Here is a 13,065-nt window from a genome sequence, read left to right on the forward strand (position 1 = left end):
TCCATTGAGGGAGTAAATGCGTAAGAGAGTCATAATCCTCGGCGCCGCAGGCAGGGATTTTCACAACTTCAACGTCAGGTTCAGGGACGACGATAGTTTTGAGGTGGTCGCCTTCACCGCGGCCCAGATTCCGAACATCGAGGGGAGGGTCTACCCGAAAGAGCTTTCGGGGAGGCTATATCCGGACGGGATACCGATATACGAGGAGGGGAGGCTGGAGGAGCTGATCGTGGATCAAAAGATCGACATCGCCGTCTTCTCCTACAGCGACGTCCCCCACACCCACGTGATGCACATCGCGTCGAGGATTACCGCATCCGGGGCGGATTTCGTGCTGCTTGACGCCGTCTCCACCATGATACCGTCCAAGAGGGACGTCGTATCGGTGACGGCGGTGCGCACCGGCTGCGGGAAGAGCCAGACCAGCAGGATGATCTGCGATATCCTCAAGGATATGGGAAAGAAGGTCGTGGCGATAAGACACCCGATGCCCTACGGGGATTTGAAGAAGCAGATGGTTCAGCGATTTTCGGAGTACTCCGATTTCGAGAAATACGGGGTCACCATCGAGGAGCGGGAGGAGTACGAGCCGATGGTCGAGAGGGGGATCGTCGTTTACGCGGGCGTCGATTACGGAAAGATCCTCGAGGAGGCGGAGAAAGAGGCGGAAGTGGTTGTCTGGGACGGGGGAAACAACGACACGCCCTTTCTGAAGCCGGATCTCAACGTGGTCATCTTCGATCCTCACCGGGCCGGGCACGAGCTTCTCTATCACCCGGGGGAGACAAATTTAAGGATGTGCGACGTTGCGGTGATAAACAAGGTGGATACTGCAACCGACGAGGGCGTGAATACGGTGAGGAAAAACATAGAGGCGATAAACCAGAAGGCCAAGATCATCTATGCCGAGTCGCCTGTCTCCATGGACAACCCGGAGATGGTTAAGGGTAAGAGGGTATTGGTCGTTGAGGACGGCCCGACGGTGACCCACGGCGAGATGGGATTCGGCGCGGGGATAATCGCCGCCGAGACCTACGGGGCCGCGGAGATAGTCGATCCCAGGCCCTTCTCTGTGGATTCGATCCGCGGGGTCTACGAAAAATATCCGCACTTGGGAAAGAGTGGGGATTCGGGGAATGACGGAAAGAGCCAAAGGATGCCCCTTCCGGCGATGGGGTACGGAGCCGATCAGATGGAAGACCTCGAAGAGACTATCAACTCCGCCGACTGTGATCTGGTGATCTTTGCGACCCCGATAGACCTGACGAGGATAATCAATATAAAGAAGCCTACGGTCAGGGTCCGCTATTCCTACCGGGACTCAGGATCGCCCACGATCGTCGATATTCTTAATGAGAAGTTCGGCGGATAGACGCTCAAGACCTCTTCCTTTGAGGTCTTCGGCGCCAGTAGATTGAAACCGATTTTCGGGGGAAGTTATGGACGGGACAGGGGGGGGCAAGAGGGCGGTGGTTGCCTTGGGCGGAAACGCCATCATCAGGGAGGGGGAGGAGGGGAGGATAGACCAGCAGTTCAGGAACACCCGTATCTCCCTCTCAGGGGTGGTTCGGCTGATAAAGGAGGGGTGGGAAGTGCTCATCACCCACGGCAACGGCCCCCAGGTCGGAAACCGCCTCCTGTCAAACGAGATGGCCCACGAGATGGTCCCGAACCTCCCCCTGGGCGTCCTCTGCGGGGACACCGAGGGCGCCATGGGATATATGATCCAGCAGAGCCTCGTCAACAAGCTTATCTACCACTCGATAAAGAGTTCGGTCGTTACCGTCATTACCCAGACCGAGGTCGATATCGACGACATGTCGATGAGAAATCCAACAAAGCCGATCGGTCCGTTCTATTCGAAGGAGGAGTCGGAGAAGCTCGAGAGGGAGGAGGGATGGCGGTTCGTGGAGGATTCCGGGAGGGGTTACAGACAGGTGGTTCCCTCCCCGTATCCGATCGATATTATCGAAATAGATGTCATCAAAAGCCTTCTTGGGATGGGCGTGATAGTGATCGCCCTCGGCGGCGGGGGGATCCCCGTCATGAGGCAGCCGGACGGCACCCTTGAGGGTGTGGACGGGATCATCGACAAGGATTTGGCGTCGAGCCTGGCCGGGCGGAAGATCGGAGCCTCGCTCTTCGTTATGGTGACGGGGGTTGAGAAGGTGGCCCTGAACTACGGAAAGCCGAATCAGAAAAATATCGATAAGATGACCGTCTCCGAGGCGGTGGGGTATCTCGACGGGGGGCATTTCCCCCCGGGCAGCATGGGGCCGAAGATCAGGGCGGCGGTGGAGTTTTTGGAGGGGGGGGAGGGGGGAGAGGGCAGCGGGGTGATTATCACGTCGCCGGAAGGGCTTTCCGGGGCCGTTTTTGGAGGCGCCGGGACGACCATCGTAAAAGATTAAATGGGGTATTTCTTATAGGTTTTCAAAAGGATGGGTGGATCATGAAAATTCTATTTTTGGGCGGGGCGGGTGACATGGCGGTCACCATGCTCGATTTGATGAAAGACGAAGTGGAGGTCAAGGAGGTCACCATCTGCGACCTGGACGGCGACAAGGCATCCGCCAAGGCCGAAGAATACGGGAAGAAGTTCAAGTCGAAGGGGCTTGATGTGACGGACAGGGCGGCGCTGATCAAGGCGATGAAGGGAAACGACGTGGTCATAAGCTACGTCGGCCCCTTTTACCGGTTCGAGAACCCGGTGGCGGACGCCGCCATAGACGCTGGCGTTCACTATATCTCCATAGCCGACGACTACGACGCCTTCCTGGAGGTGGAAAAGCTGGAAGGGAAGGCCAAGCAGAAGGGGATAAAGGTCCTTTCCGGTTTTGGTAATTCCCCCGGCCTTACCCAGATGCTGGCCAAAAAGGGATACCTGTTTCTCGACAAGCCGGAGGGAATTTCTGTCAACTGGGCCGCGGGCTCGAACGAGGCGGTGGGCCCCGCGAACATACTCCACCTCTTTCACCTCCTGTCCGGAAAGACGCTTCAGTGGAGGGACGGCCATGAGGAGTATGTGCCGTGCGGCAAGGGCAAGAAGGTGGTGGAGTTTCCGCCCCCGATCGGCAGTCTTCCCGTGTTCTACACCGGCCACGCAGAGTCGGTAAGTCTCCCGAGAAATCTTGAAGGCCTCAAATACGCCAGTGTCCACGGGGGCGTCAAGCCGGTCTTCGACGTGATGACGGTGAGGCTTCTTGCAAACCTCGGTCTCACCAAGACCCACAGGCGAAGAAAGATCCTCTTTGCAATCGTAAAGCCGATCCTCCCCCTCTTTCAGAGCGACAAGGCGCCGAATAAATCGGTCGGTAGGGTCGAGGTCTGGGGAGAGCATAAGGGAAAGGAAAAGACAGTATACTACACATATGTGGGGCACATAGCCTTCATAACCTCGGCGCCTTGTCTTCAGGCCGCCGTGTGGCTCCATAAGGGTAAGTTCGACAAGCTCCCCGGCGGCGTCTACGCCCCGGAGCGTCTGCTGAAAGACCCGGAGCCGTTCCTCGCAGAGCTCAGGAAGAGGGGCGTGGTTATGGAATACTTCGAGTGAGAACTGCCTAAAAACATCGTTACATAAGCGTCCGAAAGGACGCAGGGGATAATACATGATCGTGTGAGAAATGATGGGGTACTCGGAGGTTTTTCAGACTTTGTGTTGAATAAACCGAAGTAGCTTTTGCTGTAGACTTTAATAACAGGAGGATGAAATGGCCGATCTGGACGTCAAGCTTCCGGTGGGGAGGCTCATATTAGGGTACGTAATTATAATAGCCCTGCTTCTGGTCGTGACGGCGGCGACCCACTTTGTCCCGGCGGGGATGTATGAGAGGGTCGAGAAGATAAATCCCAAGACGGGAAGCACGCTGGAGGTGATAGTGCCCGACTCCTTCAAATACGTCGATCAGAATCCTCAAGGGGTCGTCGATTTTATCTTCTCCCCGATAAAGGCCCTCTATTACAAAGGCCCTATCGGAGCCATGCTCGTTGTCTTTATCATATTTGTCGGCGGCTCGTTTATGGCTATGAGGAGGACGGGGGCCTTGGACTCAGGTATATTGAATTTCATAAAGAAGTTCAAGGGGAAGGAGCATCTGGTCATACCGATAATGATGATCTTCTTCTCGCTGTTCGGGGCGCTGTTCGGAATCCTCGAGGAGCTTGTGCCTTTCATCATAATCATCGTGCCCATGGCTATCGCAATGGGGTACGACTCCATCGTGGGGGTCATGATAATATTCGGGGCGTGCGCCGTCGGCTTTACAGCCGCCATGACAAACCCGTTCACGGTGGTCATCGCCCAGAGCATCGCCGAGCTGCCGATATACTCGGGACTCCTTTTCAGGTTGGGGGTCTGGGCGGTTATGATCTCCCTTGCGATCGCCTACACGTCCTGGTACGCCCGAAGGGTGAAGAACAACCCGGAGAAGAGCCTGGTCGCCGAATACGACGTTGATTTTCGCAAGGAGTTCGAGGAGATCGAGAAGGAGCACTCCGAGTTCACGCCGGCGCATAAAAAGGTCGTCTGGACGATCGGAATACTGGTTCTGTTGCTCCTGGTCATAATCGTCTCAGGACAGCTCCTTATACCCTCCCTTATCGGGGATATAAGCTTCCCGCTGGTATTCGTGATATTTCTCATCATGGGAATCCTCTCGGGGCTTTTGGGGGGGCTGGGGGCTTCCGGGACGCTCAAGGCATTCGGTAAGGGGATACTCACCTTTCTTCCCGCAAGCCTCTTGATCATGCTCGCCAGGGCTATCTTCGTCGTGGCCGACGAGGGATTGATAATGGACACGGTCCTCTACAACCTCGCGTCGTTTGTGGGAAACTTCCACGCGGTGACGGCGTCGTGGGCGATGCTGCTGGTCCAGACCGTGATAAACTTCTTCATCCCCTCCGGATCCGCCCAGGCGATGGTGGCCACGCCGGTGATGGTCCCACTGGGAGAGCTCGTGGGGATAACGAGGCAGACCTCGGTCCTCGCGTTCCAGATGGGGGACGGCTTCTCGAACCTCTTCTGGCCGACGAACGTCCTTCTGATCGTGGCGCTGTCGCTTGCCGGTATCTCCTGGACGAAGTGGGCGAAGTTTATCCTTCCCCTCCAAGTGATATTTTTTGTCTTCGGCTGTGTGGTCCTCACCGTTGCGGTCTTGATAAACTGGGGACCTTTTTAATTTAAGGCGTTATCGAAAAGGGGATGTGAAAAATTCCAAATTGTCTCGAAAAATCTAAAAGGGGGGCGGGGATATTCCCACTCCCCTTTAATAGTTTTCTCTTGTTTTTAATCTATTTACGATTTATTATAAGGCCGTGAGTTTGAAGGACACTCTTGTACAATTCGGAGATCGGGAGATTTAGAGATATGGAGATACGCCTGAATGGAAAGGTACTGCTCGTTACGGGGGCGTCTACCGGCATAGGGAGGGCGATAGCCCTGGAGGCGGCGCGGTCCGGCGCCGACATCGTGGTAAACTATAGGAGCAGCGACGCAGCCGCATCGGAGGTTGAAGGAGAGATAACAAGGCTCGGCGTCCGCTGTTTGAAGGCAAAGGCGGACGTATCCATAGAGGGTGAAGTGTTTAAGATGTTCGAGGCAATCGATAAGGAGTTCGGCTCCCCTCCCGATGTCCTGGTGAACAACGCCGGCAGCATGATCGAGCGATCCCTCATCTCCGAGATGTCCCTCGATGTCTGGGAGAGGGTGCTGGCGGTCAACATGACCTCCGTCTTTCTCTGTTCGAAGGAGGCCTTGAAGTCGATGATCCCGAAAAAGAGCGGAGTCATAATAAATATCACATCTATCGCCGCCTATACGGGAGGCGGGCCAGGCTCCTGCGCCTACGCCTCCACGAAGGGGGCTATAAACACCTTTACGGTGGGGCTGGCAAAGGAGGTGGCAAGGCACGGGATAAGGGTCATGGCGGTGGGGCCGGGGGTGATAGAGACCCCCTTCCACGAGAAGTTCACCTCTTCAAAGAGGAGGAAGGAGTTTAAGGATATTGTCCCCATAGGGAGGGTGGGCACGGCCGAAGACATAGCCCCCCTCGTTGTTTTTCTCGCATCCGACTATGCCTCCTTCGCCACCGGCCACCATTTCGACGTAACCGGCGGGATGTAGACGGGGTCCCTGGGAAAGGGGTCATTGGTCTTCTGCTTTAGCTACTATTGGATGCAGAGTATGCAGAGCCGGAAGTGGGGGATTTTTTAAGACGTGTTAGAATAATAGCTGGGATAATTCGGACGCTTATAAGATGAAAAAGGTATTCGTGGATGAGCTGAGCGCGGGGATACAGGTCGATTCCGTCTTCCTGGTCAGGGACAAGAACCTTGCCACGACCAAAAACGGAAATCCCTTCTTGAACCTGAACTTGATCGACAGGACGGGAAAGATCGCCGCCAAGGTCTGGGAGAGGAGGGACGATCCCGGTTACGTGGAGAGGATAAACGGGGATTTCGGCAAGAACGACTTCGTCAGGGTATCGGGTCGGGTGGAGACCTATATGGAAAACATCCAGCTCATTGTCGACTCGATCGGGCAGGTTGCGGCCGGGGACGTGGAGCTCTCCGACTTCATCCCGACGGGCGACAGGAATCCGGACGAGATGGTCAGGGAGCTGATGAAGATCGGCGAGAAGATAAGAAATCCCTACATCAAGAGACTCCTCTCCGCCTTCTTTACCGACAACGACTTCATGAGGAAGTTCAAGCAGGCCCCGGCGGCCAAGAAGCTCCACCAGGCGTACCTGGGGGGGCTTCTGGAGCACACGCTGAATCTCGTAAAGATGGCAATGGCCGTATCCGAGCACTACCCCCACGTGAACCGTGATCTTCTCGTATGCGGGACAATCCTCCACGACATCGGCAAGATGGAGGAGCTCGATTACGAGCGCTCCTTCGACTATTCCGACAGCGGCAGGCTTCTGGGCCATATCTTCATCGGGGCCGAGATGGTGAGGGAGAGAATAAAAATGATCGAGGGCTTTCCTGAGAGGCTCGCCGACTTAATAATCCACATGATCCTCTCCCACCACGGCGAATTCGTGCACGGATCTCCCGTTTTGCCCGCAATCCCGGAGGCGATCATCCTCCATCACGTAGACAACATGGACGCCAAGGTGTGGGGATTCATGGGAGAGGTAGAGAGGTCTTCCGATATCGACGGGAACTGGACCAGGTACTCCAACGTCTATGAGAGGTTCATCTATAAGGGGGATACCTTTTTGGACCTCTCCGGCGATGAAGGGGAGAAGGAGAAGAAGAAAAAGAAAAAGCTCAGCATGAGCCTCTTTGACGACGAGTGACCTTGAAGGGTTGATGCGTCCTGATCTGCCCCCGTATTGATTTGTATAATTTTGATTGCCACCATTGGGCCGTTTTTGCTGAATCGATTGATTAGGCCCGCTCGACTCGGGATTCAAGAAGCGAAAATCCACATCATCGATCCTCCCTTTATTGAGCTGACCGGATGGAATAATAATTTATCTATTTTCGGCCTCTTGCCGCCGCTTAATAACGTTAAGCGGTCGGCCTGATTCTCCGTCCTCCGCCGTTCTTTTTTCGTTTGTCTCCCTGTTATCCCGAATGTTCCATTGAGTCGCAGCTGTCGGAATAGGGAGTTCGGGGTTGGTGGTTGAGGTCGGCATTTTGGCTCGTCTCCGTCGGGTCGGAATTAATGGGTCGGCTCCCGCCGTTGATGCCTTGTCTCTACGTTGTCGCTCAACGTTTTTGACTCAACGTTTTCGATATTCCGTTGATGTTCATCATTTGAACTGTACCGAGATTGCCGGTTCGCTCTCCATGTCAATTCTCCAACCGGTTACGGGCTTTTTGAGGTGTGGATTTGTTAGGGAACGGCTTGATTTTTTTTGGAGGGGTGGGGGGGAACCTTCAATACTGCTTCAGCGCCCTGCAGATTCTCTCCCTTACTCTCTTGATGCCGATGAAGGCGGCTACCGCCTCGAGCTCCGGCCCGGACGTAATCCCGGTCAGGGCGGCGCGAAGGGGCATGAAAAAATCCTTGCCCTTGATTCCGGCCTTCTCCATCGCTTCCTTCACAGCCTTCCCGTAGGCCTCCCGCGTCAGATTTTCAATCGGTTCGACCGTAGCTAAAAATGATTCGAGGACATTCTTCGTGTTCTTTCCCGCCAATATTTTTTCGGCATCGCTCTCTATCTCGGGAAGGTCTTTGAAGAATACCGGGGAGTATCTCCTTGCGTCCTCAAGGAGCGTGATGTTTTCCCTTATCGCCTCCGAGAACTCCTTCAGCTCCGATTCGCTGAAGTCAAAGCCGTCACTCTTAAGAAAGGGGGAAATCAGATCGGAAAGACCATCTCTGCTCAACCCCCGGAGGTGACGGCGGTTGATCCCCTTGAGCTTCTCCACGTCGACCTTTACGGCGCTCCGGCCCAATCTCTTTATCTCGAATCGGTCGGCGATCTCTTTGTCAACTGCGACCTTTCCTGCACTGAAGGCCGGATTCCCTATAGAGGCGAGGTAGTTCAATATTGCGTCCCTCGTGTAGCCGGTCTCCTTCAACTCTTCGAGGTTCGGGTCTCTTCCCCCCCTCTTTTTCAGCTTTTCGCCGTCGGCGGATAGGAGGAGGGGGAGGTGGGCGAAGACAGGCGGTGTAGCCTTCAAGGCCCTGTAGATAAGCACTTGCCTGGGCGTGTTCGGGAGGTGGTCTTCCCCCCTGATGACGTGGGTGATCCCCATCAGGTGGTCGTCTATTGCCGAGGAGAAGTTATAGACGGCCGACCCGTCCGCCCTCAGGATTATGAAGTCGCCGAAAGCTTCCGTGGTGAAGACAACCCTCTTGTGGACGAGGTCGTTGACGACTATCTCCCTGTTTCCCGGGCCGGTCTCCACCCTGAAGCGTATCGTGAAGGGCGTTTCCCCCTTGACCTCCATTTCTTCACTCGTGAGGTTCCTGCACCTCCCCGAGTAGCGGGGGGGAAGGCCTCTTGCTACGGCCGCCTTTCTCTCTATCTCGAGCTCCTCGTCGGCGCAGAAGCACTTGAAGCAGAAGCCCTCTTCCAAAAGCGCCTCCGCGAATTTACGGTAGATATCTCCCCTCTCCCCCTGCCTGTATGGGCCGAAGTCCCCGCCGATATTCGGCCCCTCGTCCGGGGTGATCCCGAGCCACTTTAGCTCGTCGTGGATCAGCTTTTCGGAGGAGGGGTCGAAACGCTCCGGATCGGTGTCCTCGATCCTCAGGACAAGGGCGCCCTTTGTCTTCAATTTGAAGAGGTGGTTTACGATTGCGATCCTCGCATTTCCGAGGTGGAGGGGGCCCGTGGGGCTCGGTGCGAATCTGACTCTGACGGGGGCGCCACCGGCTGTCATCTTCCGCCCCCGGCCGGTTTCCTGGTTTTTTTCGCGGTCGGCGAGATAGATACTACAGCCCACGCGGCGATCCCCTTCTTTTTCCCTTCGAATCCCAATCCCTCGGTGGTGGTGGCCTTGATGTTTATCGCGCCGGGATCGGCCGTTAGGGCACCGGCGATCCTCCTTTTCATCTCCGGCATGAAGAGGGAGAGCTTAGGCTCTTCGGCGATGATGACGGCATCCAGGTTGTTGAAGACAAATCCGACAGACCTCACCTTTTCGTAGGCGGTCTCCAGGAGCGCTATGCTGTCGGCCCCCTTGTACTTGGGGTCGCTGTCGGGGAAATGGAGGCCGATGTCGCCGAGGCCGGCCGCGCCCAGTAGGGCGTCCGTGACCGCGTGGGCCAGGACGTCGGCGTCGGAGTGCCCAAGGAGCCCCTTCTTGTAGGGTATAGTGACGCCCCCCAATATCAGCCTTCTTTCCCTTACCAGTCTGTGTACGTCGTAACCGATGCCGAATCTCATCAGATCATCTCGTTTCCGGTCTAAAATCTAAAATGGGTGAATTCAGGTATGGCGGAAAAAGGGCCCGAACGGAATTTCGGGCCCTTACCGGGTTCCCTTAGTGGCTTGTGTTTTCGTAGACCCTGTCGGCCTCTTCGCTTTTTAAGACGGTAAAGATCATTCGTCCGGCGGTGGTCTGGAGGACAGAGGTTACCGAGACGTCGACGTTTTTTCCCATCAGCTTTCTGGCGTTGTCCACAACCACCATGGTGCCGTCGTCCAGATAGGCCACCCCCTGTCCCTCTTCCTTCCCCTCCTTCAGAATTCTCACGTTCATTATCTCCCCAGGAAGCACGACCGGCTTCAGGGCGTTCGCCAGCTGGTTGATGTTCAGGACGTCAACGCCCTGGAGCTCCGCCACCTTGTTCAGGTTGAAGTCGTTGGTGATGATCTTACCCTTGTTCTTCTGGGCAAGCGCGATCAGCTTTGCGTCCACTTCCCTGATCTTCGGAAAATCGACGTCGGTGATCTCCACATCGATGTCGATCTGCTTCTGGAGTTTCTGCAGGATGTCGAGACCCCTTCTCCCCCTCGTCCTCTTGATCGGATCGGAGGAGTCGGCGATGTGCTGCAGCTCCCGCAAGACAAACTGCGGTATCTGAAATATACCCTCTATAAACCCGGTCTCGCAGAGGTCGGATATGCGGCCGTCGATAATCACCGATGTGTCGAGTATCTTATAGTTCATCTCCTTCTGTGATTCTCCGGGGAGCCTCCTCAAGAACCTGAAGCTGATCTCCGGCCCCTTCATTATTCCTATTCCGCATCCCAGATATGCGAATATGAAATTTGTAAGTATAAAGAGGGTGAAGGTAAAGGTATCCGGCTTTAAGATTTTAAAGATCAGAGTGTATGAGATAAGGTTGGCGATAATGATTCCAATAATAAGGCCAAAAACAGCGCTTATTACCACCTTAAGTTCGTTTTTCTTGGCCCAGACGATGCTGAGAATAACAACAACAGCCGCCATGAAACCAACCGCCCCTCCAATGATTGAATTGTAAGGCGGGATTACAGTCTTTAAAATCGGTCCGGACATATATCCAAGGGCCGTTGCCACTATTATAAAAATGGCCCGTAAAATAAATGTACCCAAGATCATTCTCCTCATAAAAGATTAAAATAAATGAAAAATCTCGAAATCGTGTTTAAAAAAATGTATAATAATTAAACTGAATAGATGACCTCCTTTCTCGTTTTGTATCCACCCGCCGTTTACGAGTAATATTTAGACGTAAAAACGGGACGTTAGGTTTCACAAAATTGCTTTTAATTGGAGAGGGGCGGTTGCAAGCGATTCGGTCAGAGGTAATTTCAACTAATTGGCGACTACTTGGCGACTACTTGGTCAAAATACCTTTTAAATCGAGTCTGACCTGATCCTCATTTGTGTCTTCCGCAATTGCAAGCTCTTTGACGAGTAAATTCGTCGCCATATCGAGGAGCTTACGCTCACCAAAGGAAAGTTCTTTATCGTGTTTCAGGATGTGTAAATCTCTTAAGACAATAGCTATTTCAAAAACAGACCCGGTCTTGATTTTCTCCATATACTCCCGGTATCTTCTGTTCCAGGTCTGATTGTCGATTTCAACTTCTTTATCTTTGAGAATACTATATACCTCTTTAACCTTTGTCTTGGAAATGATTTGTCTTAGCCCCACGCTTTTAATGTTGCAGGAGGGAATCATGATAGTCATTCCATTGTCCATAATCCGTATGGTATAGAAGAGCTGACATGTTCCGGAAATCTCCTTTTCCTCTATCGATTCAATTCTTCCCACTCCATGGGCCGGATATACAGCAAGATCCCCTACTTTAAACAACATTTAGCGTACCTCCTCAAAATAATAAAATTCTGTCAATGACAATTCATTAGCTTTCTAAATCCTCTTCTAATCCCGGTTTTTTCATTTCAAGCTCTATCGATTTCTCATTTAACCGATGGAATCCGGTCGATATCCATTCTTTTGCAGGAAACGTCATAAAATCCCGATCTAAGCTTCCCTAATTCAATTTCTATTCGTTATTATGATTACGGTCTAGTTTCAAATGCTTCTCGAATATCTTTTTAGTCTTTCAAGTCTTAAATCCCACATAGAAAAATCTCATCTGAACTCACGTGTCATTCCCCCTCCGAAGTTGCTCTCGCTCTGCCTGCCGTCGGAATCAATTCCTAAGCCCCCGCCTTTATAGAAACGAAAGGGAAACTGGAATTTTCGAAAAGTTCTAATTGGAATGTATTTTTCAATAATAGAAGTCAATAAAAGGAACTAATTATCTGAGAGCCTTTTATCGGATTTCAAGATTATCTCGATTCTTCGGTTTCTCGATTTGCCCTCATCGGTTTTGTTATCCGCCACGGGGCGGTACTCGGAGTAGCCCGTAGCGATCAAACGCTTTGGATCTATTCCCACCTCTTCCTGGAGATACCTCACCACGGTGGTGGCACGGGCCGTGGATAGCTCCCAGTTCGTAGGATATTTCCTTTTTACCGCGGGATTTGTTATCGGGACGTTGTCTGTGTGTCCCTCCACAACGATGAGTTTTCCCTCGACTTCCTTTAGTATATCGCCAACCCTTTTTAAGACCTTCAGCCCTTCCGGCTTTATCTCGGTTCTTCCGGAATCGAAGAGAACCTTGTCAAGGACATTTACAGTCAATTCCTCCTTTAATGTGGTTATCTCTATCTGTCCGTCATTTATCTCTTTCTGCATCTCCTCTATGAGCGCATTGTATGTCTTTTCAATCTCCGATATACCCTTGGTCTTGTCTTTGTCCTTATCCGTCAGCTCTTCGATCTTCTCTTCCGCCTCTTTTAGGCGGGCCGCCTTTACATCGCGATCGGCCTCTGCCTTTTCCAGACGGGTTTCAAGCTCGAATAATTTGTCGTTAACGGAGTCGATTTTGGAAACGGCCGGGCGGTATTTGAAGAGATATAAATAGCCTCCGACGGCGGCAAAGGCAACTAACAGTATGGAGAGGACAATAGCTAAATTCTTCATAAAAACACCGAAATATAAAAAAGTATTATCTCTAAAGAATATATAATAACACAAAAAGATGTCCTTGTCAAAAAAAGTTTTATAAAAATTTTAGGGAATTATAAACGATTTTCCACCAAATTAGTTAGATAAGAAACTACAATTTCGAATATATCATCATTATAACGGTTATT

General features: G+C 52.7%; 11 protein-coding genes. 6 read left to right on the top strand and 5 right to left on the bottom strand.

Annotation, left to right across the window (positions count from 1 at the left end; genetic code table 11):
* The first annotated feature begins 16 nt into the window (after positions 1 to 16).
* The 6 genes from JW984_03960 (at position 17) to JW984_03985 (ending at position 7,304) form a co-directional block, all read left to right on the top strand.
* Positions 17 to 1,372, top strand: a complete 1,356-nt coding sequence (locus JW984_03960; GenBank protein MBN1572333.1) for a GTPase — start codon at positions 17 to 19, stop codon at positions 1,370 to 1,372.
* A gap of 67 nt (positions 1,373 to 1,439) precedes the next feature.
* A complete protein-coding gene (locus JW984_03965; GenBank protein ID MBN1572334.1) occupies positions 1,440 to 2,411 on the top strand; it encodes a carbamate kinase in 972 nt (323 codons plus the stop codon).
* A gap of 41 nt (positions 2,412 to 2,452) precedes the next feature.
* The gene (locus JW984_03970; protein ID MBN1572335.1) at positions 2,453 to 3,553 is read left to right on the top strand and encodes a saccharopine dehydrogenase NADP-binding domain-containing protein; all 1,101 of its coding nucleotides are present in this window, start codon (positions 2,453 to 2,455) and stop codon (positions 3,551 to 3,553) included.
* Positions 3,554 to 3,710: 157 nt separating this feature from the next.
* Positions 3,711 to 5,177, top strand: a complete 1,467-nt coding sequence (locus tag JW984_03975) for a YfcC family protein (protein ID MBN1572336.1) — start codon at positions 3,711 to 3,713, stop codon at positions 5,175 to 5,177.
* Between the two features lie 188 nt (positions 5,178 to 5,365).
* Positions 5,366 to 6,121 carry a glucose 1-dehydrogenase gene (locus JW984_03980; protein ID MBN1572337.1) on the top strand — a complete coding sequence of 252 codons (756 nt, stop codon included), beginning with the start codon at positions 5,366 to 5,368 and terminating at the stop codon, positions 6,119 to 6,121.
* 133 nt (positions 6,122 to 6,254) lie between these two features.
* Entirely contained in the window at positions 6,255 to 7,304 is a 1,050-nt protein-coding gene (locus JW984_03985) for an HD domain-containing protein (GenBank protein ID MBN1572338.1), read from the top strand.
* Between the two features lie 586 nt (positions 7,305 to 7,890).
* Here JW984_03985 and JW984_03990 read toward each other — a convergent pair.
* From JW984_03990 to JW984_04010, 5 genes are all read right to left on the bottom strand, one after another.
* Positions 7,891 to 9,345 (bottom strand): glutamate--tRNA ligase, encoded by a 1,455-nt coding sequence (locus JW984_03990; GenBank protein ID MBN1572339.1) that lies wholly within the window; start codon positions 9,343 to 9,345, stop codon positions 7,891 to 7,893.
* Entirely contained in the window at positions 9,342 to 9,854 is a 513-nt protein-coding gene (locus tag JW984_03995) for a 2-C-methyl-D-erythritol 2,4-cyclodiphosphate synthase (GenBank protein MBN1572340.1), read from the bottom strand. Before JW984_03995 ends, JW984_03990 begins: the two co-directional genes overlap by 4 nt.
* A gap of 94 nt (positions 9,855 to 9,948) precedes the next feature.
* Positions 9,949 to 11,001, bottom strand: coding sequence for a TRAM domain-containing protein (locus JW984_04000; GenBank protein ID MBN1572341.1), 1,053 nt, complete (start codon positions 10,999 to 11,001; stop codon positions 9,949 to 9,951).
* A gap of 229 nt (positions 11,002 to 11,230) precedes the next feature.
* Positions 11,231 to 11,716 carry a CarD family transcriptional regulator gene (locus JW984_04005; protein ID MBN1572342.1) on the bottom strand — a complete coding sequence of 162 codons (486 nt, stop codon included), beginning with the start codon at positions 11,714 to 11,716 and terminating at the stop codon, positions 11,231 to 11,233.
* Between the two features lie 444 nt (positions 11,717 to 12,160).
* The gene (locus tag JW984_04010) at positions 12,161 to 12,892 is read right to left on the bottom strand and encodes an OmpA family protein (GenBank protein ID MBN1572343.1); all 732 of its coding nucleotides are present in this window, start codon (positions 12,890 to 12,892) and stop codon (positions 12,161 to 12,163) included.
* Between the last annotated feature and the right edge of the window lie 173 nt (positions 12,893 to 13,065).

The sequence above is a fragment of the Candidatus Zymogenus saltonus genome (genome assembly GCA_016929395.1).
GTDB classification, from domain to species: Bacteria; Desulfobacterota; Zymogenia; order Zymogenales; family Zymogenaceae; genus Zymogenus; species Zymogenus saltonus.

Coding starts and splice junctions, on each gene's coding strand:
- JW984_03965 (MBN1572334.1), top strand. CDS start 1,440: ATGGACGGGACAGGGGGGGGCAAGAGGGCGGTGGTTGCCTTGGGCGGA.
- JW984_03985 (MBN1572338.1), top strand. CDS start 6,255: ATGAAAAAGGTATTCGTGGATGAGCTGAGCGCGGGGATACAGGTCGAT.
- JW984_03980 (MBN1572337.1), top strand. CDS start 5,366: ATGGAGATACGCCTGAATGGAAAGGTACTGCTCGTTACGGGGGCGTCT.
- JW984_03970 (MBN1572335.1), top strand. CDS start 2,453: ATGAAAATTCTATTTTTGGGCGGGGCGGGTGACATGGCGGTCACCATG.
- JW984_03960 (MBN1572333.1), top strand. CDS start 17: ATGCGTAAGAGAGTCATAATCCTCGGCGCCGCAGGCAGGGATTTTCAC.
- JW984_03990 (MBN1572339.1), bottom strand. CDS start 9,345: ATGACAGCCGGTGGCGCCCCCGTCAGAGTCAGATTCGCACCGAGCCCC.
- JW984_04010 (MBN1572343.1), bottom strand. CDS start 12,892: ATGAAGAATTTAGCTATTGTCCTCTCCATACTGTTAGTTGCCTTTGCC.
- JW984_03975 (MBN1572336.1), top strand. CDS start 3,711: ATGGCCGATCTGGACGTCAAGCTTCCGGTGGGGAGGCTCATATTAGGG.
- JW984_04000 (MBN1572341.1), bottom strand. CDS start 11,001: ATGAGGAGAATGATCTTGGGTACATTTATTTTACGGGCCATTTTTATA.
- JW984_04005 (MBN1572342.1), bottom strand. CDS start 11,716: ATGTTGTTTAAAGTAGGGGATCTTGCTGTATATCCGGCCCATGGAGTG.